Here is a 20,620-nt window from a genome sequence, read left to right on the forward strand (position 1 = left end):
GACTCTGTTGTCTGTTTCTGGGACGCTGCGGATCACTCGGCGCGTTCGGCGGCTTCGAACCAGGCGGTTTCGAGTTCGCCGCGTTCGTCGGCGAGCTTGCGCAGCTCGGCGTCCAGCTCGGCCAGCCGCTCGTAGTCGCTGGCGCTGACGGCCAGCTGGTCGTGCAGCTTCGCCTCCGCCTCGGTGAGCCGGGAGAGCTGGCGTTCGATCCGGTTGAGTTCTTTCTTCGCCGCCCGGGCCGCTGCCGCGTCAACCACCGGTCGATCATCAACCGCGGAATTCCCGGCCGGCGCCAAATCATTGGACACCGCCGGTTGCGGTGTCAACGCATTCGACGGCGTACGCCGCGGAATTCCGGTGACGAGTTCCTCGAGATACTGATCGACACCCCGAGGCAGATGCCGGACCCGCCCGTCGCCCATGATCGTATACACCATGTCACTGACCCGTTCGAGGAAGTAACGGTCGTGCGTGACGGTGACGACAACACCGGGCCAGCTGTCCAGAAAGTCCTCCAGGACGGTCAGCGTTTCGACGTCGAGATCGTTGGTGGGCTCGTCGAGGATCAACACGTTCGGCTCGTCCAAGAGGATCCGCAGCAACTGCAGGCGGCGCCGTTCGCCACCGGACAGATCCGAGATCCGCGTGGTCAGCTTGTCGCCGGTGAACCCGAACCGCTCGAGCAGTTGCGATGACGTGAGCTCGCCGCCGCGCCCGGCGAGGGCCGCCGTACGACGAATCGCGGTGATGTGCTCCAGCACCGTCGCCGAGCCGTCGATCTCCTCGAGGGTCTGCGACAGGTTGGCGATCCGGACGGTCTTGCCCTGCTTGACCACGCCGCGGTCAGGTGCGAGCTGTCCGGTCATGACCTTCAAGAACGTGGTCTTGCCGGCACCGTTCGGACCGAGCAGCCCGATCCGGTCCGCCGGACCGAGCCGGAACGTGACGTGGTCGAACATCACCCGGTCGCCGAAGCTGAGGCTCATGTCCTCGACGTCGAACACGTCCTTGCCGAGGCGGGCGGTCGCCAGCTGGGACAGGGCGAGCTTGTCGCGCGGCGCCGGCTCGTCCTCGATCAGCGCGTTGGCGGCCTCGATCCGGAACTTCGGCTTGGTGCTGCGGGCCGGTGCGCCGCGACGCAGCCAGGCGAGCTCCTTCTTCAGGAGGTTCTGCCGCTTCGTCTCTGTTACCTGTGCGCTCCGGGCCCGCTCCGCCTTCGCGAGGACGTAGGCCGCATAACCACCGTCGTACGACGTGACCCGGCCGTCCTGCACCTCCCACGTCTCGTTGCACACCGCGTCCAGGAACCAGCGGTCGTGGGTCACGACGACGAGCGCACCGGCCCGGTCGACCACGTGGTCGGCGAGCCAGTTGACCGCTTCGATATCGAGGTGGTTGGTGGGCTCGTCGAGGATCAGCAGGTCGACCTCGGTCAGCAGCAGCCTGGCCAGGGACGCGCGCCGGCGCTCACCACCGCTCAGGGTGCCGATCAGCGCTTGGTGATCCACTCCGCCGAGCAAGTGCTCCATCACCGACCGCGCGCGCGGGTCCGCGGCCCACGTGTACGTCTCGACATCTCCGAGGACCGCGTGCAGCACGGTCTGCTCCGGATCGAGATCGTCGCTCTGCCCGAGGTACCCGAGCCGCAGGTCCCGGTTGTGAGTGATTCGTCCACTGTCGGCCTCCTCTCGCCGAGCGAGGAGCCGGAGAAGCGTCGACTTGCCGTCGCCGTTTCGCCCGACCACGCCGACGCGCTCACCCCGGCCGATGCCGAGGCTGACTGAGTCGAGGAGTGTCCGAGTACCGAAGCCTTTGGAAACGGCTTCCAGATTGACCAAGTTAGGTGCCGCCATAACGCGCCCCAGGGTAGCTGACCGGAGCCCGCATGCCAGGATCGTCCACGTGCTGACTCCTGCCTGGCTCGACGGGCTGGCCCTGGGTGACGCGATCTCGGCCGATTCCGTGGAAGGCGGCTACGCCAGCAGGACCTACCGCGTCCGTACGTCGCTCGGCCGGTCGGTGATCGTGAAGACGCAGACCGAGCTGCCGCCCGACCTCTACGCCCGGGAGGCCGACGGCCTGGACGCACTGCGGTCGCCCGGTGCGTTCGCCGTACCCGAAGTGCTCCGCGTCACGCCGACCTTCATCGTCCTCGCAGACTTCGGTACATCGTCCCCGTCGCCCACCTACTGGGAGAACGCCGGCCGCGCACTGGCTCGCCAGCACCAGCAGACCGCTGACAAATTCGGATACCACCACGACAACTACCTCGGCGTACTCCCCCAGCGGAACCCGTGGAGCACCGACGGCCACACCTTCTTCGCCGAGCACCGCCTGCTCCGCTACCTCGAGGTCCCCAACTGCTACAACGCCTTGTCCGCTGACGATCGCCGCCGCCTCGAACGGGTAGCCAACCGCCTCCCCAACCTCGTCCCCAGCCAGCCGCCGTCCCTCCTGCACGGCGACCTTTGGCACGGCAATCTCCTCCCCACTCCCGAGGGTTACCCCGCGTTGATCGATCCGGCCGTCTACTACGGCTGGGCCGAAGCCGAGCTCTCGATGCTGCACGGCTGCGGCAACATCCCGGACACCTTGTACGACGCCTACCAGGAGGTCCGCCCTTTGGCCCCGGGCTGGCGGGACCGACTGCCGCTCCTCCACCTCCGCGAACACCTCTGCGTCACCGCTCACTTCACCGACTCCGCGACCGCGGTGGAGAAGATCCACGCCACCCTCGCGCACTTCGCCTGACGGGTTCAGGCCTGGTTGAGGTGGAGCAGGTACTGCTTCTGGTTGAGCGGATTGCCGTCGGTCCGGGTGCGGGTGGGCGGGGTCCCGGGGACGGACTGGTAGGTGGTTTCCGTGGGCGTCAGGATGCCTTCGCCGTGGGTCTGCCCGGGGAGGTGGGTCTCGAACGGGTGGATCGTGGCGGCCGGAATGGTGCCTTCCAGGCGAGCGCGCGTGGGGTGGATCGTGGTCTGCTCCACCACCGCCCGGGACTCGGCCAGCAACGACAGGACTCGGGCGACGGAGTCGGGTGGGATGTCGAGCTCGAAATGGCTGACGGGCTCGAGCACCGTGGTGCCCGCGGCCTCGATGGCCTGCATCAGGACGAGCGGGACGAGACGGCGGAAGTCCGACGCGACCGTGACAGGGCTGCTGTAGGCGGTGTGGGTGAGGTCGATCCGGCAGTTCGGGATCTCCCAGCCGTACAGGCTCTGGTGCAGGGTCTGGCGGACCGTCTCCTCGATCGCGGTATGGAAAGCGCGAGGCAGGCCACCCAGCTCGACCTCCAGGTTGTACGCAATGCCCTCTGCCAGCGGTGAGACCCGGAACCCGACACCCGCCGCCCAGAGGTTGTCGGGGGCACCGATCTCCCGGTACGCCGCTCCGACACCATCCAACCGCTCGATATGGATCGGCGTGGTCTCACTGAAGGCGACCTGCAGTCCGTACTCCGTTTCGAGCAGAGACGCGATCACCTCCTTCTGCACCTCGCCGTACAGGCTGACGGTGATGTCGTCGGCCTTCCGGACCCGGATCAGCGGATCCTGCTCGGCGAGCTGGGTCAGGGCCTGGAACAGCTTGACGCGATCACGAGCACTCACGACGGTCTCGAGCGTCGGCGGCGAGAACAGCCGGCCGACACCCTGCGCGGGGACGCCGAGCTGATCGCCGATCCGGATGTCCTTCAGTCCCCGCAACGCCACGATCTGGCCCGCCTCGGCGCGCTCGACCGTCCGCCGCGCGCCGCGCTCGAACAGCTCCACCGCGGTCGGCCGTGCCTCGTACGACGGACCTTCCGCCGGGTGCACGTGGACGTACGCGCGGGCCGAGAGCGAGCCGGCGAAGATCCGGGCCGACGCGACCTTCTGCCCGGCAGACGCTCGCTCGACCTTGAACACCCTTGCCCGCAAGGCATTTGAAGGCGAGTCGGATGCCCTGGGCAACCACGACTGGATCCCCGCGATCAGCTCGTCGATTCCGTCCCCGGTCATCGCGGACCCGAAGTACACCGGGTGGACCTGAGCGGCCGCCACCTGCCGCCGCAGCTCGGCGGCGTAGTCGTCGGCCGACAGACTGTCGTCCAGGTAGCCGGTCAGGATCTCGTCGTTGTGCTCGGCAAGCAATTCGCCAAGTGCCTTGTTCTGCAGGGGAAACGGCACGAACCGTGCCGACCGCTGGCCGAGATCCTCGACCGACCCCATCGGTACGGCGGCGGGAGTCAGCAACCGCGCGATGTCCGCGAGCAGCTCGTCGTACCGCGCACCGACCCGGTCGATCTTGTTCACGAACAGACAGGTCGGGATGCGCAGCCGGGTCAGCGTGCGCATCAGCAGGCGGGTCTGCACCTGGACGCCCTCGACCGCGGAGATCACCAGCACGGCACCGTCCAGCACGGACAGCGCGCGCTCGACTTCGGCGATGAAGTCGGAGTGTCCCGGGGTGTCGATCAGATTGACGGTCAGGTCACCCAGCTCGAACGACACCACGGCCGAGCGGATCGTGATGCCGCGCTTCCGCTCGAGGTCCATCGAGTCGGTCTGGGTGCTCCCGTCATCGACCCGGCCGACCCGGTCGATCACACCGGCGGCGTACAGCAGCCGCTCGGTCAGGCTGGTCTTACCGGCGTCGACATGCGCCACAATGCCCATCGTCAGAGAGTTCAAGAGTCCTCGCGAATACGTCGAAGCGATCAGTACCGATGAGGTCGATCACTCCACGGCGCATCCCGGTCTCCTACCACTCGTTCGACGGACTACCTGCCCGGACCGTAACAGCACCCCGCCCCGCCCGCGACCGAATTACCCAGCAGATTCAAACGCTCGCATTCCCGATCGGCCGGAATCCCTTGCAGGTTGAGGAAATCAGGCCTTGATCGTCGGTACGTCGTACTGATGGATCAGGCCGTCCCTGGTCACCAGCGTCAGCCTCTCGACAAGCGCCTGCGCGATCAGCATCCGATCGAACGGATCCCGATGGATCATCGGCAACCGGCCCGCGAGGTCGGCGTGCGCCATGCGGATCGGCAGATCGCTGAGACCGCTGCGCTCGATCCAGCCGGTCAGGTCGTCAGGCAGCTTCAGCTTCCCGGCAGCGGACTTGATCGAAAGTTCCCACACGGTGGCCGTGCTGACGTACACCTCGAGCTCGGTGTCGATCCGGTCCTTCAGCTGGTCGGACAGCTCAGGACCGTCCTCGAGCCACCAGAGCAGCACATGTGTGTCCAGCAGCAGCCTCGCCGGCTCCGTCACGAGGGCATTCCGAAATCATCGGCGATCTGCTCATTGGTCTCGGTCGAATCCCAGTCGTCCGAGAAGCCGATCTGCCCGGCGAGCGAACCCCGGCCGGTGCGGCGGCGAGCGGTGGGCAGCGGGACGACCTGCGCGACGGGGTGGCCGGCCCGGCTGATGATGACGATCTCGCCGTGTTCCACACGGTCGATGATCCGGGACAACTGTGTCTTCGCTTCATGGATGTTGTACTGTGCGAGCTCGCTCACCAATGCCCTCCTTAGTCCACTTAGCTAAGTGTACTACCGGGTGACGATGGCGGGGAGGATTCGGGCGCCGGGGACGGGGGCTTCGGCTTGGCGGACCATGCGGCAGAGGCCGGATTCGGCGAGTTCGACGGCGAGGTCGACGGCGCTGCGGCTGTCGGCGGCGAGGAACAGGCAGGTCGGGCCGGAGCCGGAGATCTGGGCGGCGAGGGCGCCCTGGTCGAGACCGAACTGGAGGGTCTCGGCCAGTTCGGGGCGCAGCGACAGCGCGGCCGCCTGGAGGTCGTTGCTGAGGGCAACCGCGAGGGCACCGGGCTGGCCGGAGAGCAGCGCGGAGAGGAGCTCGGGGCGGACATGCGGCTGCTCGACCCGGCGGATCGGCCGCAACCGGTCCAGTTCGCGATAGACGGCCGGCGTGGACAGCCCACCGTCGGCGATCGCGAACACCCAGTGGAAGGTCCCGCGCGACATCACCTCGGTGACCTGCTCGCCCCGCCCCTGACCGAGCGCGGTGTGACCGACCAGGCAGAACGGCACGTCACTGCCCAGCTCGGCCGCATGGTGCCGCAACTCGGTCTGGGACAGCTGCAGCCCCCACAACCGGTTGCACGCCACCAAGGTCGCTGCCGCATCGGTCGAACCGCCCGCCATCCCACCCGCGACCGGGATCGTCTTCCGGATGGTCAGCTCGACGCCGTCGTCGACGTCGTACTCCGCCTGCAGCAGCCGCGCCGCCCGAACCGCGAGGTTCGTGTCGTCGGCCGGTACATCGTTCGCGAAATCACCGACCACCTCGACCGAGATCGTGTTGTCGTCGTCACGGAGCACTGCGGTGACATCGTCGTACAAGGCAACGGCCTGGTAGACCGTGGCGACCGGGTGATACCCGTCCGAACGCGGCGGACCGACCGACAGACCGAGATTGATCTTGGCCGGCGACCGCACCGTGACCTCAGAGGAAGGTGGCACGGGCACAGGCTAGTGCCTCAGACAGTCCGACCCGCACCAGCGAGCGCAGCGAAGTCGGTGATCGACAGCATCTCGCCGCGCAACTGCGGGTCGATGCCGGTGGCGCGGAACACCTCGTCGAGCCGCTGCCGATCCGGAATCCAGCGGGCCAACGCGGACCGAACGGTCTTGCGCCGCTGCGAGAAGGCCGCCTCGATCACCGCGAACACCTCTTCGCGGGTCGCTGCGGTCTCAGGTGGTTCGCGCCGCTCGAACGCGACCAGCCCGGAGTCCACGTTCGGCGCCGGCCAGAACACATTCCGTCCGATCGGCCCGGCGCGGCGGACCTCGGCGTACCAGGCGGCCTTCGCGGACGGTACGCCGTACGTCCGGGAACCGGGGCCTGCGGCGAGCCGGTCGGCCACCTCGGACTGGACCATCACCAGCCCGTGCCGCAGCGACGGCGAGATCCGCAGCAGGTGCAGCAGGACCGGTACGGCGACGTTGTAGGGCAGATTGGCGACACACGCCGTCGGCGACCCGATCTCGTCAGCTCCGACCGTCATCGCGTCGGCCTCGACCACGGTCAGCATCTCCGCCTGATTGGGCGCGTACGTCGCGATCGTCGACGGCAGCGCCTTCGCGAGCACCGCGTCGATCTCGACCGCGGTGACCGGGTGTCCGTCGGCCAGCAACGCCAGCGTCAGCGAGCCGAGGCCGGGGCCGACCTCGAGGACCGTCTCGCCGTCGTCCAGCTCGGCGGCGCGGACGATCCGGCGGACCGTGTTGGGGTCGATGACGAAGTTCTGGCCGCGCTGCTTGGTCGGGCGGACCCCGAGCGCGGCGGCCAGTGAACGCACTTCCGCCGGACCGAGAAGTCTCGGTCCGGCGGAAGTGGATGAATCAGACGAGGTCACCCCGTCAGTCTGTCACTACGCGCGCTGGCCACAGACCGGCCAGGCGCCGTAACCACCGCGGTCGGCCTTGACCTTCTCCGCGATCGCGATCTGCTGCGCCTTGGACGCGCCGTTCGCGTTGGTGGCGTACGCCGTACCGCCGTAGGCGGCCCAGGTGCCGTGGTCGAACTGCAGGCCGCCGTAGTACCCGTTACCGGAGTTGATCGACCAGTTGCCGCCCGACTCGCACTCGGCGATCCGGTCCCAGGCACTCGTGTCGCCGGTGGCCGGCGGGGTGCTGGTGTCCTGCGTCGGCTCCGCCGGCTTCGGCTTGGTACCGACCAGGACCTGCTCGTCGACCGGCGCGGTGACCAGCTTCGAGGTGAGCACCTTGGTGGTCGCCAGCTTGCCGTCGAGGTAGGTGAGCACGTAGGTCACCGACTTCGCGCCGTCGGTGCCCTTGGTCGTGGTCTTCTTGGTGCCCACTTCCAGCGTGGCCGACTTGGTCTCGTCGGTGCCGTGAGCGATCGCCTCGCTCTTGGTGACCCTCTTGACGTCGACCTTCACGTACCCGATCCGGTTCACGCCCGGCTTGAGCACGGTGGCCGCCGTGGGGGTGATCCGGTCGTCGGCGTCCCAGACGATCTTCGCCTCGGTCAGGGCCGCACCGACGGTCGGCGCCATGGACTTGATCGTCGCGATCTTGCCCTGCCGCACGATCTGCACGGTCTTCGGCGTCTGCACGACGAGCTCCAGGCCCTGGCGGCCGAGCGGCGCGCTACGGCTGGTGGAGAAGACGGCGCTGGAGTCGTAGCGCAGACCCAGATCGGCGAGCGCCTCGTTCACGCTGTCGGCCGTGGTCCAGTAAGCCTTCTTGATGCCGTCGGCGTTGACGGTCAGCTGGCGGCCGTACTGCACCGCGATCTCCTGACCGTCCTTCAGCTTCGTGTCCGGCGACGGGGCGACGACGTCGTGCTCGCCGACCTGAACTTTCTCGGCCTTCAGGGCGTCTGCCACGGTGGAGCCGAAGGTGTGCACCTTCTGCACCTGGCCGTCGACGGAGAGACTGACTGTCTTGCTCTTGGCTGCATAGGCCACGGAGCCGCCCGCGACGGCAAACGCAGCCGTCGCACCGACGGCCACGATAATGGACTTACGCACTAACGCTCCCAGGTAGGGCTACCCGGGCACGGGGTTCGGACAGCACTGGCGAAGGCCGCGAACGCTGAGCTGGCGGCTCAGAAACCACGGTCCACGCCGAGGGGCGTGCTATCCGGGATCTTCCCCGATCCCGGCCAACATCACGAGACAGTAACGAGAATGTCCCGAAAGCGCCAATCCCCTCGTCGGCGAGTCGCAAAAAGGTGTAATGGGCCAATTACGCCAGGTGATGACCCCAGTGGCCCCGGTGCACGACTTCCGCCGTACTGCGCCTGCCTCGTTTGAGCGACGGCGACCGCTTGTCCGGAGCCCGGTAGCCGACCGACAACAGCCCGATCAGGTCGAAACCGGCGGGTACGCCGAACTCCTTCAACAACCGCTCCACCTTGTCCGCCGGAGGCCCGAAAAAGCACGCTCCCAGGCCTTCGTCGACCACCGTCTGGAGCATCAGCAGGGCCGCCATCCCGGTGTCGACGTACCAGTACGGCGCGGTCCAGCGGGACTCGTCGCGGTCGGTCCAGCCCTTGTCCGCGGCGGCGTACCGATCGAGGTAAGCGTCCTTGTGCGCGAAGGCCAGGATCAGCAGCGGCGCGCGGCGGAGTCCTGTGAGCCATCCCACGTACTTCTCGTCCGCGTTCTCGGCCGCGATCCGCCAGTACCGCTCCCGATCGTCGCCCTCCAGCGTCAGGAACGCCCACCCCTGCGTGAACCCGCCCGACGGCGCCCGCAGCCCGTTCTCCAGGATCCGTTCCCGGATCTCCTCGGGCACCGGTCGGTCCGGGTCGTAGTTCCGCACCATCCGCCGCCGCCGGACTACTTCACTGAACTCCATGCCCACTGTCTACCAGCCGCGCCAGCAGGTAGGCCTCGGTGCCGGCCAGGCCCACGGAGCAGAACGCGGTGATCTGTTGCGGGGAGGTCCGGCCGGGGGTGTCGCCGGCGAGGACGGCGCCCAGGCTGATCAGGCGGTCGTGTTGGGGGGTGCCGACGAGCACGAACGGTGGGTCGTACGCGCGGGTCTGTTCGATCGAGTCCGTCACCGCGACATCCGCCCGGGCGATCAGGCCCGGCCCGAACTCGGCCCGTCCGATCAGCTTCGGCCCCAGCGTGGTCACGAAGGCGCCCGGCGCGGACCGAGCTCGTTGCCGACAGCAACACCGCGGACGGCGCCGGTGTGCCAGTCGTGGACGACGACCAGCTGACCGCCCGGATCGGTGGGGAAGGTGTCGTACGAGCGGTACCCGTACCACTCCCCGGTCAACGCGCCGGTGGTGAAGATGAGGTTCCCGTCACCCAGCTCCGCGTGCACCCGTGGCGGCGTGTGCAACCGTCCGGTGTGCGCGGCGAGGATCGCCTCCCGCGTCCACTCGACGGCGTCGGCGGCCGTCAACCGATCCCGGATGTCGGCATCGGTCAGGACCTTCACCAGGATCCGCCGAAGGCCCGGTTCGCATTGTTGTTGAGGGCATCGCACAGCTCGGCGACCGAGATGTTCAGGACGCCGGCCATCTTCCGGACCGTGTGCGGGATCAGGTACGACGCGTTCGGCTGACCGCGATGCGGGGACGGGGTCAGGTACGGCGCATCCGTCTCGACCAGCACCCGGTCGAGCGGGGTCACGGCCAGCGCGTCGCGCAAGGACAGGGCGTTCTTGAACGTCACCACCCCGGCGAAGCTGAGGAACGCACCCCGGTTGACGCACTCGCGGGCGAACTCGGTGTCACCGGAGAAGCAGTGCATGACGAGGCGGTCCGGCACTCCCTCGCGATCCAGGATCCGCAGGATGTCTTCGTGCGCGTCCCGGTCGTGGATCATCAGCGTCTTGTCCAGGCGCTTGGCCAGCTCGATGTGCGCGGCGAACGACTCGTGCTGCGCGGCCCGGCCGTCCTCGCCGGTACGGAAGTAGTCCAGCCCGGTCTCGCCGATCACCCGGACCTTGTCCGTGCTCTGCGCCAGCCGCTCGATCTCGGCCAGCGCGCTGTCCAGCTCACCGGCGGCCTTCAGCTTGGGCGCCTCGTTCGGGTGCAGCGCGACGCCGGCGATCAGGTTCGGGTACTGCTCGGCGGCCTCGACCGCCCACACCGCACCCGGCAGGTCGCAGCCGACCTGGACGATCCGGGTGACGCCGACCGACGAGGCCAGCTTGATCGCGTCGGCCGGGCTCAGCCACGCGCCGTCCTCGCCGTCGGCGATGTCGAGATGGCAGTGTGAGTCGACCACGCTCATCGGCAACTGGTCGGGCAGCGCCGGCCGCCGCCGGTCCCGGGACCTGCCGTCCTCCCCGATCGCAGCCCGCTCCCGGGTCGGCCGGTCGACCTCCACACCATCTCTCGCCATACGGTCAGGTTACTGACCGGGCGTTTCAGCGGCTTCCTTGACCTTGGCGACGAGCATCTCCCACATGCCCTGGGAGTGCTTGGCCTCTTCCTCGCTGCCGTTGTTGTCCTGCGTGAGCTTCAGGTGCGTCGCCGGACCGTCGCCGTCCAGGGTGTAGGTGAGCGTGTGGTAGTTCTCCGGTACGTCGGGCTGCCCGGTGAGCGGACTCCAGTGCGTCAGCTTCAGCAACCGCCCGGGGTCGACCTCGAGGATCTCGCCCTTGTCCTCGTACGGCTTCCCCTCCCACTCACCACTCCAGGTGATCGGACTCCCCTGCTTCCAGTCCGTCGACACCTCGGCCCCGAACCAGAGCTCCTTCAGCTGTGCCGCATCCGTCAGCACGTCCCACACCCGCGCGGGAGTCGCCTGGATATCGGTCTCCGCCGTTGCCACATAACCAGTCATGCCTCGACCGTACGACCGCCGCCACTTATGCGCTTGTAAGAAAGCGTCAACCGAGCCGCGCCAGTTCCTCCTCGACCACGTCTGGTGACAGCTTGGTGAAGATCGGTGTGGGCGGACGTACCGGCGTGCCTGGTACGACGGGCTCGGATGCCCAGCGTGGTTGGGTCGTGTAGTCGCCGGTGATGATCGGGTACGACGGACCACCGTCGAGGTCGGCGGCTTCGACGATCTCCGGTTGGGGCAGGAACGTGCCGGTGCCGCCGAGGGCCTCGTGGACGCGTTGGGCCGAGTGCGGCAGGAACGGGGCGAGGAGCCGGTTGCTGTCGGCCACCACTTGGGCGGCGACGTGCAGGATCGTCGCCTTCCGCTCCGGGTCCGGCTCCTTCCACGGTGCCTGCTGGGAGAGGTACTGGTTCGCCTCGGCCGCGTTGTGCATCGCCGTACCGAGGCCGAGCCTCAGGCGTTGATGCCGGAGATGCTCGCCGACGGCATCGAACGCCTTCCGGCTGGTAGCCAGCAACTCTTGGTCGGCCGTGGTCAGGTTCGCGGCGGCCGGGATCGCGCCGAAGTTCTTGGCGATCATCGACGCGGTCCGGTTGACCAGGTTGCCCCAGGTCCCGACCAGTTCGTCGTTGTTCCGGCGGACGAACTCCGGCCACGTGAACGCGGTGTCCTGGGTCTCCGGGCCGGCGACCGAGATGAAGTACCGCAGCGCGTCCGGGCCGTACCGCTCGAGCACGTCCCGGACGTAGATCACCACCGACCGGGACGACGAGAGCTTCCGGCCCGCCATCGTGAGGAACTCACTGCTCACCACCTCGGTCGGCAGATTGAGTACGCCGTACTGCCCGGGCGACGCGTTGTAGGCGAGGAGCTCGGCCGGCCAGATCTGGGCGTGGAAGGTGATGTTGTCCTTGCCCATGAAGTAGTAGGACTGCGCGTCCGGGTCGGTCCACCACTTCCGCCACGCGTCCGGGTCACCGGTACGCCGGGCCCACTCGACGCTGGCCGACAGGTAGCCGATGACCGCGTCGAACCATACGTACAGCCGCTTGTTCGGGTTGTCCTCCCACCCCGGCAGCGGGACCGGGATCCCCCAGTCGATGTCCCGCGTCATCGCCCGCGGCCGGACGTCGTCGAGAAGGTTGAGCGCGAACTTCAGCACGTTCGGCCGCCACCCGGTGCGGGTCTGCAGCCACGCCCCCAATTGGTCCGCCAGCGCCGGAAGATCCAGGAAGAACTGCTCCGACTCCACGAACACCGGCGTCTCGCCGTTGATCCGGCTGTGCGGGTTGATCAGGTCGATCGCGTCCAGCTGGTTGCCGCAGTTGTCGCACTGGTCCCCGCGCGCCTCGCCGTACCCGCAGATCGGGCAGGTGCCCTCGATGTAGCGGTCCGGCAGCGTGCGGCCGGTGGACGGCGAGATCGCGCCCTCGGTGGTCCGGCTGACGAGATATCCGTTGCGGTACAGGGTTTTGAAGAGTTCCTGGGCGACGGCGTAGTGGTTGCGGGTGGTGGTCCGGGTGAACAGGTCGTAGCTCAGCCCCAGGCCCTGCAGGTCCTCCACGATTACCCGGTTGTACCGATCCGCCAGCTCCCGCGGGGATACACCTTCCCGCTCCGCCTGCACCAGGATCGGCGTACCGTGCTCGTCCGTCCCCGACACCATCAGTACGTCGTGACCGGCCATCCGCAGGTACCGGCTGAACACATCGGACGGTACGCCGAAGCCGGACACGTGACCGATATGCCTGGGACCGTTCGCATACGGCCAGGCCACGGCAGCGAGGATGCTGGTCATGGGGCCTCCCGGCCTGGACTGAGGAGCGCAGGGAGCGTAGCGACTGGAGCGACGAGGGAAGGCCGGGAGTTAAAGCCCCATGACCTCCGCGCCGGAGGCGCGGCATTCAATACAGTCATGGGGCCGACTGTAGAAGGCTGGGACCCTTTGTGCAGCTGGATTGTGCAGGAAGTCAGCAGGTGGAGCGATGTCCGGGGCGTCGCGGGGCGGACTAGGTTGCGTGTCGGTTCCGGTGCAGGTGCTGAGCCTGACCGACTTGCACGGCTACCTGTCCGAGACCGAGAACCTGACGCTCGCGAGACCATCGGGGACGTTGCAGGTCGGCGGCGCCGCCTATCTGAAGGCACACCTGGACCAGCTACGCGTCGGGAAGCCGAACAGCTTCCTGATCGGAGCGGGCGACCAGTTCAGCGGCTGGCCGGACTACACGCAGGCGTTCGCGAACGAGCCGACGATCGAGGTGCTGAACGCGTTCGGCATGGACTTCGACGTGGCCGGCAACCACGAGTTCGACCGGGAGTTCCCGTTCCTGCGCCGGATGCAGACCGGCGCCTGCTACGGCAAGCCGGGCTTCGACAGCTGCTTCAAGGACTCGACCGGCCGCAACTTCCACGGCACCGACTACGCCTACCACGCGGCCAACATCGTCGACCCACGGACGAAGCGGCCGGTACTGCCGCCGTACTGGATCGCCAAGGCGGGGTCGCAGCGGATCGGCTTCATCGGGCTCGGGTTCCCGGGGACACCGACTGAGACGCTGTCGATCGACGGGTCCGGGTTCGAGTTCCAGGGCGTCGTCGACGCGGCGAACCGGGCGGCGGCCGAGCTGAAGGCCCAGGGTGTGAACGCGATCGTGGTCAGCATGCATGAGGGCGGTCAGCAGGGCGGTCTGTACGACGAGTGCAAGAACCCGACCGGACCGATCTTCGACGCCGCCCGGGCGATGTCACCCGATATCGACGTGATCCTCGGCGGCCACTGGCACACCGCGTTCAACTGCATGATCCCGGACCCGAACGGCGTACCGCGTCCGGTGCTGGAGGCAAGCAACCACGGCCGCGTACTCCGCGAGGTGAACCTGTCCCTCGATCCGAAGACCGGTGACGTGATCCGGTTGGCCGGGGACGGGTACCTGTTCTTCCGGGGGCTGTTGCCGGCTGACGTGGTTGGCGACGTGCGGGAGCGGCTTGCGCGGATTCTGTACGACAGCAATTGGCTTGCGCCTGGTAGCGAGGCCGCGGAGTTGATTGCGTCGGAGCGGGCTGTCGAGGAGGGATCGGCTGGGTTCTTCGGGGCTTACACCGCGATTCAGAGCACGGAGGCGTTCCACCAACTGGCCGTGCGGCCCGAGCTGCTCAGCCTGACAAGTCGGCTGCTGGGTGAGGAGGCGTTCGCCCACGCGGCGCACATCTGCCGGATCGCTCCGCCGTCGCCGGGCGCCAACCCGACTCCGATCCATCAGGACTACCGGTTCATCCAGGGGTGCATCGACACGCTGACCACCTGGCTGCCGCTCAGTGCGGCGCCGCCGGAGATCGGTGGGCTGCGGGTGTTCGCCGGCTCACCGCGGCTCGGCGTACTGCCGGTCAAGGCGTCCGACGGGCCCGGGATGATGCGGGCCGAGGCGGACGAGAACCATCCGGAGTGGCGGACGACGTCGTACCAGCCTGGGGACGTGCTGCTGTTCGGGAGCCTCACCGTGCACGGCGCGATGCCGAACCGCACCAAGCAGCTGCGGTTGTCGGCCGACTTCCGCTACCAGGCCGTCAGCGCGCCGATGGCTCGCGACGCCCTCGGCACCGGCAAGCCGCACTACCACCCTGACGTCCCCGACTTCCCGACCCTCACCCGCGGCTGGACCTCGACCGACTGCATCGAGATCCCAGCCGGGGTGAACTTCGTCGACCGCTGGGACCCGCGAGTGGACGACGTACCGACACCACCCTCGCGGTTCGCCTATGCCTAGACGAGTACGACGACCTTGCCGGGGGCGTGGCCGGATTCGCTGAGTTCCTGGGCCTTGGCGGCGTCGGACAGCGCGAAGGTGCCGGCGATGCGGACCTGGAGGTTGCCGTCGGCGGCGGCTTGGAGCTGGCTGGTCAGGCCGGCGGCGATCTCCTCCGGGGTGCCGGTCGTGCCCATCGAGGCCGCGATGCCGAGCTCGCCGGCGTTCATGGCCGCGATCGTGATGATGCGGTCAGTGCCGCCGCGGAGCTCGATCGACTCGTCGAGTCCGCCCTGGCCGGCGGTGTCGAACACGGCGTCGATGCCCTGCGGTGCGGCTTCGCGGACCCGGTCCAGCAGGCCCTCGCCGTACGCGACCGGAGTGACGCCGAGGCCGCGGAGGAAGTCGTGGTTGGCGGGCGACGCCGTACCGATGACGGTGACGCCGGCGGCCTTGGCGAGCTGGGCCGCGATCGAACCGACGGCACCCGCGGCGCCGTGCAGGAGCAGGGTCTCGCCCTCCTTGAGCTGCAGGTCGTCGAGGACGCGCTGCGCCGTCTCACCAGCGACCGGCAGTCCGACGGCCTGCTCCCAGCTCAGTCCGGCGGGCTTGCGGGCGACATTGCCGACGATCGCGTGCTCGGCGTACGAGCCGGTTGCGGACCAGCCGACCACCTCGTCACCGATCGCGAACTCGGTACCTTCGCCGGCCTCGTCGACCACGCCGGCGACCTCCATCCCCGGCGTGGCCGGGAACGTCACGTCGATGAACCCCTTGGTCCAGCCGCGGCGGATCTTGAAGTCGATCGGGTTCACCCCGGCCGCGCGGACGCGGACCCGCACCTGCCCGGGACCGGCGTGCGGCTCGGCCACTTCCTCGGTCCGCAGTACCTCGGGACCGCCGAACTCGGTGAATACCACCGCTTGCATGCTCTGCCTCCGTCGATTGGTTGTCGCTTTAATCAAATGCTGCCGGGTCGTCCGGCATTCCCGACTGGCCGAACGGATGGTTGTCCACCGTCCGAAAGGCTGGCTCGGGTGGACGCATCAACCGACGTACGCTGAAAGGCATGGAGACGGCAGACGAGGTGCTGGCCGCTGCGGCGCAGATCATCGATGGGCCGACGGCGGAGCTCCTCGAACGACTCTCAGCGGCCACGGCCGAGGTGATCCCGCACCGCGCGGTCGCCCAGCTCGCGTCCCAGTGCGCCTCCACCCCGGTCACGGCGTACGGCGAGCCGGCTCTGGCGAAAGCCATCACTGGCGCCGACCTGGCCGGGCTGCTCGGCACCGTGACCGCCGGTCACGCATGGCAGGGCGTCGTACCGATCGCCGGCTCGAAGCACCCGGTGCTGGCCGTCGCGAGCGACCGGGCGCCGCGCGGATCAGTGGTCGTCTTCATCCGGTACGACGAGACGCCGGCGGACGCGGCCACGACACTCCAGGCGTTGTGGGACCTGGTCACGGCGCACATGTACCGGCTCACACTCGAGCGGGAACCGGGTGCACTGGCGCAGAACCGGGCGGTGGCTGAGGCGCGCGCCGACCTCGCCGCCGAACTCGGTGAAGCCCACGCGGCGACGCTCGCCACGCTCCTCGGCGTACTGCGGAACCAGCGGATCGACGACGCCTCGGCCCGATCGATGGCGGTGGAACTGGCCTTGAACGGGCTCGCCGAGCTCCGGACCGACACCCAGCGGGACCGGGTATGCAGTGGCGAGGAGCCGGCCGGCAGGGCTTTCGAGCGACTCGCCGACTCGCTCCGCGCCCTGCTCCGGCACGGCCCGGTGGAGCTCGAGCTGGATGCCCCCGGCAACGATCGGCTGATCCCCGGCGGCGTCGCGCACCGGGCCCGGGTCGCCGTCCGGTCCGTGGTCCTCGCGATGCTCACCCAGGACCGCGTACGGCGGATCCGCGTCGGCTGGCGGTGGACCGATACGGACCTGCAGGCCACCGTCCGCGACGACGGCCCCGGCCGGCTCGAGGACGTCCTGGACCTGGGCCAACTGGCCGAACGCCTCCGCCTGCACGACGACGACCTGGACCTGGACGCCGTCCCCGGCTGGGGCCTGACGGCCCGGATCACCCTGCACGCCCACGAGACACCCCAGCCGACCACCTCGGCCCCACTGACCGCCCTGGGCACCCGCGAACTCGAGGTCCTCGAGCGCATAGCCCAAGGTCAGCGCAACCGCTCCATCGCCGACGACCTACACATCAGCGAATCCACCGTGAAGTTCCACGTAGCCAATATCCTCACCAAACTGGACGTCACCACGAGAACCCAAGCCGCCGCCCTCTACCACGCAACAGCGGTCTGACAGTCCCTGAGCGGTCAGCATCACCGGCGATACTTTCACCGGTGATACCAATCTCAGGACTCTTCGAGCCTCGGGAAGAGGGCTTCGCCCTTGGTCAGGATTGAGCCGGCTGGGAGTTGGCCCCAGGTGCCGGTGTCCTGGATGCGCTGGTCGGCCAGCGCACCCAGCTTCGCTTCGGCGCCGAGCAGCTCCCAGAGCTTGGCGCCGGTTTTGGGCATGGTCGGGTTGTGGAGTACGGCGACCGCGCGCAACGCCTCCGCGGAACTGTAGAGGATGGTGGCCAGGCGGTCCCGCTGGGATTCGTCCTTGGCGACCTTCCAGGGCTCCTGCTCGGTGACGTAGCCGTTGATCGCGCCGACCAGGTCGTTGATCGCGGCGAGCGCGTCCTGGAAGGCGAGCGTGTCGATCGCCTTGTCCGCGGTCGCGACCGTCTGGGCGAGCTTGTCGGCGAGCGTCTGCTCGGCCGGTCCGTGGTCGGTCGGCTCCGGCAGCGCGCCGTCGAAGTACTTGTTGACCATCGCCGCGATCCGGCTGGCCAGGTTGCCCAGGCCGTTGGCGAGCTCGGAGGTGTAGACCGCGCTCAGGTGCTCCCAGGAGAACGAGCCGTCCGAACCGAACTGGATCGTGCGCAGGAAGTAGTACCGGAACGCGTCCGAGCCGAAGTGGTCGGTGATCTCGTGCGGCGCGATCGCGGTCAGCTTGGACTTGCTCATCTTCTCGCCGCCGACCAGCAGCCAGCCGTGCGCGAAGACCTGCTTCGGTACGGCGACCTCCGCGGCCATCAGCATCGCCGGCCAGATCACCGCGTGGAACCGGAGGATGTCCTTGCCGACCAGGTGCACGTCGACCGGCCACAGCTCCTCGAACCGCTCCGGGTCGGTGCCGTAACCCGCGGCCGTCACGTAGTTCAGCAGCGCGTCGATCCAGACGTAGAGGACGTGGTCCTCGTCCCACGGGACCGGGATGCCCCAGTCGAAGGTCGACCGGGTGATCGACAGGTCCTGCAGACCCTGCTTGACGAACGCGATCACCTCGTTGCGGGCGCTGGCCGGGGCGACGAAGTCGGGCTGCGATTCGTACAGCTCCAGCAGCTTGTCGGCGTACGCCGAGAGCCGGAAGAAGTAGTTCGTCTCCGAGACCGTCTCCAGCTCGGTGCCGTGGATCATGCACCGCTGGGTGCCGTCCTCGTCGGTGCGGATGTCCGCGGGGAGCTTGAACTCCTCGCAGCCGACGCAGTACAGGCCCTCGTACTCGCCCTTGTAGACGTCGCCCTTGTCGTACAGCGTCTGCCAGAACTCGCGGACCCGCTCGGTGTGCCGCTGCTCGGTGGTCCGGATGAAGTCGTCGTACGCGATGTCGACGTCGACCCAGGCCGGCTTCCAGGACTCCTCGACCAGCTTGTCCGTCCAGGTCTGCGGAGACATGCCCTGCGCCTCCGCGCTGCGCATCACCTTCTCGCCGTGCTCGTCGGTACCGGTCAGGTACCACTTGTGCTCGCCCCGCTGGGCGTGCCAACGGGTCAGGACGTCCCCGGCCACCGTCGTGTAGGCGCTGCCGATGTGCGGCGGAGCCGTGACGTAGTAGATCGGGGTGGTGACGTAATAGGCCTTCTCGGACATGCGTAAAGGGTAATGCCCCGCGTCAGCCCGATTTCCGCGCGGCCAGGACGGCGTCGTACACCGTTCGTTTCGGGACGTTGAAGCGCTTGGCGACGTCGGCGATCGCCTGCTTACGCGGAGTGCCTGCCTCCTCGTCGGTGGCGACCTCGGCGGCCAGCTCGTCCGGCGTGAGGATCTTGTGGGGATCCGCACCGGCCACCACGACGGTGATCTCACCGCGTACGCCGTCCTTGGACCAGGTCACCAGGTCACCCACCGGGCCGCGTTTGACCTCTTCGTACGTCTTGGTGAGCTCGCGGCAGACCGCCGTACGACGCTCTGCACCGAAGGCCTCGCTCATCGCCTCGAGGGACGCGGTCAGCCGGTGCGGTGCCTCGAAGAACACCATCGTCCGCGGCTCGTCGGCCAGGTCCGCCAACCGGCGCGCCCGCTCCCCGGGCTTCCGCGGCAAGAACCCCTCGAACGTGAACCGATCCACCGGCAGCCCGCTCAGCGCCAGCGCGGTCAGCACCGCAGACGGCCCCGGAACGGCCGTGATGTCCACCCCGGCCTCGATCGCCGCGGCCACCAGCCGATACCCGGGATCCGAGACACTCGGCATCCCCGCGTCCGTCACCACCACCACGGTCTGCCCCTCGGTCAGCGCCTGAAGCAGCTCCGGAGTCCGCTCCCGCTCATTCCCCTCGAAATAACTGACCACCCGCCCGCCGACCGCGATCCCCAGCTCGGCCGTCAACCGCCGCAACCGCCGCGTATCCTCCGCGGCCACCACATCAGCCTCCGCCAGCACCCGCCCCAACCGCGCCGAAGCATCCGTAACATCCCCAATAGGACTCCCCGCCAACACCAATCGCCCGCTCATGGCAGGAGGGTGAACGAGTCGACGTGTCGAGGGCGGACGACAGAGAAGTGACGACGGTCAAGCGTCGCGATCTCCCTCAGCTCGAGTTGCTCTGCCAGGGCGATCACCGAAGCGTCCACCAAGCCGAGAGGCATGTCGGCGTACTGCGCGATGAGATCGGCCGTCCGCTCCAGCCCTGCAGCGGTCACCGGGGCGATGGTGAAGTCACCGGCGGCCAGCGAACGGACGAAGGCGGTCTCAGCCTTTGATCCCCCCTCACGCTCCAGCAGGTAGCACACCTCGGTCGCGACAAAGGGCGGGAGGACCAGACGCTCGTTGTTCAGGCGGAGCGAGGCGAACAGCTCAACGCAGCGCCGGTGGTTGACGTCTGTCGCTAGCGCGGCGGCTACCAGAGGTCCGGAATCAACGACGATCACTGGGCGCGGCGCCCGAACTCGGCGCCGAGGATGTCGTCGATATGCTCGGACAGGTCGGGGCGGCTGCCTTCGACAGAGCCGAACCAGGACGGCGGCCAGTCCCTCGGGGCGGAGACACGCTCGGAACGGGCCTCGGCCTGCAACTTCAGCAGCCGAAGCTCTGGCAACAGCTCCGCCGCCGCGCTGTCCGACAGCGAGTCGATCAGAGCGTGCATCTTTTCGCGTGGCGTGCTCATGTCACTGATTGTAGAAGGTCCGAGCGCCCATTCCCGGTTGTCCACAGGAGCCCGTTCCGGCACTCCGGGAGGCGGTGCTACCTGGGCGTCCGTACGATGGCGGGCGTGGCTGCTGTGATCGAGGATGGGACTGCG

General features: G+C 68.2%; 21 protein-coding genes. 3 read left to right on the plus strand and 18 right to left on the minus strand.

The genetic code is table 11. The features are described from left to right. Window positions 1-32: 32 nt before the first annotated feature. Complete coding sequence (locus tag AB0E63_RS17815; RefSeq protein WP_360366686.1) at window positions 33-1,853, minus strand: ABC-F family ATP-binding cassette domain-containing protein; 1,821 nt, start codon at window positions 1,851-1,853, stop codon at window positions 33-35. A 49-nt stretch (window positions 1,854-1,902) separates the two neighbouring features. Here AB0E63_RS17815 and AB0E63_RS17820 point away from each other — a divergent pair, with 49 nt between their 5' ends. Beyond that, on the plus strand, window positions 1,903-2,751 hold the full coding sequence (locus tag AB0E63_RS17820; protein WP_360366688.1) for a fructosamine kinase family protein: 849 nt from the start codon (window positions 1,903-1,905) through the stop codon (window positions 2,749-2,751). A gap of 5 nt (window positions 2,752-2,756) precedes the next feature. Here AB0E63_RS17820 and AB0E63_RS17825 read toward each other — a convergent pair whose 3' ends face one another. The 12 genes from AB0E63_RS17825 to metG (AB0E63_RS17880) form a co-directional block, all read right to left on the minus strand. Continuing rightward, a complete protein-coding gene (locus AB0E63_RS17825; RefSeq protein WP_360366690.1) occupies window positions 2,757-4,655 on the minus strand; it encodes a translation factor GTPase family protein in 1,899 nt (632 codons plus the stop codon). 213 nt (window positions 4,656-4,868) lie between these two features. Beyond that, a complete protein-coding gene (locus AB0E63_RS17830; RefSeq protein WP_360366692.1) occupies window positions 4,869-5,255 on the minus strand; it encodes a type II toxin-antitoxin system VapC family toxin in 387 nt (128 codons plus the stop codon). Then, window positions 5,252-5,503 (minus strand): type II toxin-antitoxin system prevent-host-death family antitoxin, encoded by a 252-nt coding sequence (locus AB0E63_RS17835; RefSeq protein ID WP_360367084.1) that lies wholly within the window; start codon window positions 5,501-5,503, stop codon window positions 5,252-5,254. The genes AB0E63_RS17830 and AB0E63_RS17835 overlap by 4 nt, the downstream gene beginning before the upstream one ends. A gap of 33 nt (window positions 5,504-5,536) precedes the next feature. Next, complete coding sequence (locus tag AB0E63_RS17840; protein ID WP_360366694.1) at window positions 5,537-6,475, minus strand: 4-(cytidine 5'-diphospho)-2-C-methyl-D-erythritol kinase; 939 nt, start codon at window positions 6,473-6,475, stop codon at window positions 5,537-5,539. A gap of 11 nt (window positions 6,476-6,486) precedes the next feature. Then, a complete protein-coding gene (gene rsmA, locus AB0E63_RS17845; protein WP_360366696.1) occupies window positions 6,487-7,308 on the minus strand; it encodes a 16S rRNA (adenine(1518)-N(6)/adenine(1519)-N(6))-dimethyltransferase RsmA in 822 nt (273 codons plus the stop codon). Between the two features lie 72 nt (window positions 7,309-7,380). Continuing rightward, entirely contained in the window at window positions 7,381-8,505 is a 1,125-nt protein-coding gene (locus AB0E63_RS17850; RefSeq protein WP_360366698.1) for a transglycosylase family protein, read from the minus strand. Window positions 8,506-8,722: 217 nt separating this feature from the next. Continuing rightward, window positions 8,723-9,337: a nitroreductase family protein gene (locus tag AB0E63_RS17855; RefSeq protein WP_360366700.1), complete on the minus strand. Its 615-nt coding sequence runs from the start codon at window positions 9,335-9,337 to the stop codon at window positions 8,723-8,725. After that, window positions 9,324-9,620, minus strand: coding sequence for a hypothetical protein (locus AB0E63_RS17860; protein WP_360366703.1), 297 nt, complete (start codon window positions 9,618-9,620; stop codon window positions 9,324-9,326). The genes AB0E63_RS17855 and AB0E63_RS17860 overlap by 14 nt, the downstream gene beginning before the upstream one ends. Beyond that, a complete protein-coding gene (locus AB0E63_RS17865) occupies window positions 9,617-9,931 on the minus strand; it encodes a hypothetical protein (protein WP_360366706.1) in 315 nt (104 codons plus the stop codon). The genes AB0E63_RS17860 and AB0E63_RS17865 overlap by 4 nt, the downstream gene beginning before the upstream one ends. Next, window positions 9,928-10,842: a TatD family hydrolase gene (locus AB0E63_RS17870; protein WP_360366709.1), complete on the minus strand. Its 915-nt coding sequence runs from the start codon at window positions 10,840-10,842 to the stop codon at window positions 9,928-9,930. The genes AB0E63_RS17865 and AB0E63_RS17870 overlap by 4 nt, the downstream gene beginning before the upstream one ends. A gap of 9 nt (window positions 10,843-10,851) precedes the next feature. Further along, on the minus strand, window positions 10,852-11,286 hold the full coding sequence (locus tag AB0E63_RS17875) for an SRPBCC domain-containing protein (protein ID WP_360366712.1): 435 nt from the start codon (window positions 11,284-11,286) through the stop codon (window positions 10,852-10,854). 46 nt (window positions 11,287-11,332) lie between these two features. Beyond that, complete coding sequence (metG, locus tag AB0E63_RS17880) at window positions 11,333-13,087, minus strand: methionine--tRNA ligase (protein ID WP_360366715.1); 1,755 nt, start codon at window positions 13,085-13,087, stop codon at window positions 11,333-11,335. A 220-nt stretch (window positions 13,088-13,307) separates the two neighbouring features. Here metG (AB0E63_RS17880) and AB0E63_RS17885 point away from each other — a divergent pair, with 220 nt between their 5' ends. After that, complete coding sequence (locus AB0E63_RS17885) at window positions 13,308-15,053, plus strand: phytanoyl-CoA dioxygenase family protein (RefSeq protein ID WP_360366718.1); 1,746 nt, start codon at window positions 13,308-13,310, stop codon at window positions 15,051-15,053. On the opposite strand, the gene AB0E63_RS17890 is transcribed toward AB0E63_RS17885, so the two are convergent. Next, a complete protein-coding gene (locus tag AB0E63_RS17890) occupies window positions 15,050-15,961 on the minus strand; it encodes an NADP-dependent oxidoreductase (protein ID WP_360366721.1) in 912 nt (303 codons plus the stop codon). The two genes, AB0E63_RS17885 and AB0E63_RS17890, sit on opposite strands and share 4 nt — an antisense overlap. Before the next feature lie 140 nt (window positions 15,962-16,101). On the opposite strand from AB0E63_RS17890, the gene AB0E63_RS17895 reads away from it, so the two are divergent. Next, window positions 16,102-17,352 carry a LuxR C-terminal-related transcriptional regulator gene (locus AB0E63_RS17895; RefSeq protein ID WP_360366724.1) on the plus strand — a complete coding sequence of 417 codons (1,251 nt, stop codon included), beginning with the start codon at window positions 16,102-16,104 and terminating at the stop codon, window positions 17,350-17,352. A 53-nt stretch (window positions 17,353-17,405) separates the two neighbouring features. On the opposite strand, the gene metG (AB0E63_RS17900) is transcribed toward AB0E63_RS17895, so the two are convergent. Genes metG (AB0E63_RS17900) through AB0E63_RS17915 form a run of 4 tightly spaced genes read right to left on the minus strand, consistent with a single transcriptional unit; the run spans window position 17,406 to window position 20,485 of the window. Further along, window positions 17,406-18,971 carry a methionine--tRNA ligase gene (metG, locus tag AB0E63_RS17900; protein WP_360366727.1) on the minus strand — a complete coding sequence of 522 codons (1,566 nt, stop codon included), beginning with the start codon at window positions 18,969-18,971 and terminating at the stop codon, window positions 17,406-17,408. Between the two features lie 22 nt (window positions 18,972-18,993). After that, the gene (rsmI, locus tag AB0E63_RS17905; protein WP_360366730.1) at window positions 18,994-19,833 is read right to left on the minus strand and encodes a 16S rRNA (cytidine(1402)-2'-O)-methyltransferase; all 840 of its coding nucleotides are present in this window, start codon (window positions 19,831-19,833) and stop codon (window positions 18,994-18,996) included. Further along, window positions 19,830-20,249 (minus strand): PIN domain-containing protein, encoded by a 420-nt coding sequence (locus AB0E63_RS17910; RefSeq protein WP_360366733.1) that lies wholly within the window; start codon window positions 20,247-20,249, stop codon window positions 19,830-19,832. The genes rsmI and AB0E63_RS17910 overlap by 4 nt, the downstream gene beginning before the upstream one ends. Further along, a complete protein-coding gene (locus tag AB0E63_RS17915) occupies window positions 20,246-20,485 on the minus strand; it encodes a hypothetical protein (protein ID WP_360366736.1) in 240 nt (79 codons plus the stop codon). Before AB0E63_RS17915 ends, AB0E63_RS17910 begins: the two co-directional genes overlap by 4 nt. Window positions 20,486-20,620: the final 135 nt, after the last annotated feature.

It is taken from the genome of Kribbella sp. NPDC026596 (genome assembly GCF_040638415.1).
Lineage (GTDB): Bacteria > Actinomycetota > Actinomycetes > Propionibacteriales > Kribbellaceae > Kribbella.

What these genes read in the sequence shown, in the direction of transcription:
- AB0E63_RS17870 (WP_360366709.1), bottom strand. Translation starts at nt 10,842, where the DNA reads ATGGCGAGAGATGGTGTGGAGGTCGACCGGCCGACCCGGGAGCGGGCT.
- AB0E63_RS17890 (WP_360366721.1), bottom strand. Translation starts at nt 15,961, where the DNA reads ATGCAAGCGGTGGTATTCACCGAGTTCGGCGGTCCCGAGGTACTGCGG.
- AB0E63_RS17915 (WP_360366736.1), bottom strand. Translation starts at nt 20,485, where the DNA reads ATGAGCACGCCACGCGAAAAGATGCACGCTCTGATCGACTCGCTGTCG.
- AB0E63_RS17825 (WP_360366690.1), bottom strand. Translation starts at nt 4,655, where the DNA reads ATGGGCATTGTGGCGCATGTCGACGCCGGTAAGACCAGCCTGACCGAG.
- AB0E63_RS17895 (WP_360366724.1), top strand. Translation starts at nt 16,102, where the DNA reads ATGGAGACGGCAGACGAGGTGCTGGCCGCTGCGGCGCAGATCATCGAT.
- metG (WP_360366727.1), bottom strand. Translation starts at nt 18,971, where the DNA reads ATGTCCGAGAAGGCCTATTACGTCACCACCCCGATCTACTACGTCACG.
- AB0E63_RS17815 (WP_360366686.1), bottom strand. Translation starts at nt 1,853, where the DNA reads ATGGCGGCACCTAACTTGGTCAATCTGGAAGCCGTTTCCAAAGGCTTC.
- rsmI (WP_360366730.1), bottom strand. Translation starts at nt 19,833, where the DNA reads ATGAGCGGGCGATTGGTGTTGGCGGGGAGTCCTATTGGGGATGTTACG.
- AB0E63_RS17875 (WP_360366712.1), bottom strand. Translation starts at nt 11,286, where the DNA reads ATGACTGGTTATGTGGCAACGGCGGAGACCGATATCCAGGCGACTCCC.
- metG (WP_360366715.1), bottom strand. Translation starts at nt 13,087, where the DNA reads ATGACCAGCATCCTCGCTGCCGTGGCCTGGCCGTATGCGAACGGTCCC.
- AB0E63_RS17855 (WP_360366700.1), bottom strand. Translation starts at nt 9,337, where the DNA reads ATGGAGTTCAGTGAAGTAGTCCGGCGGCGGCGGATGGTGCGGAACTAC.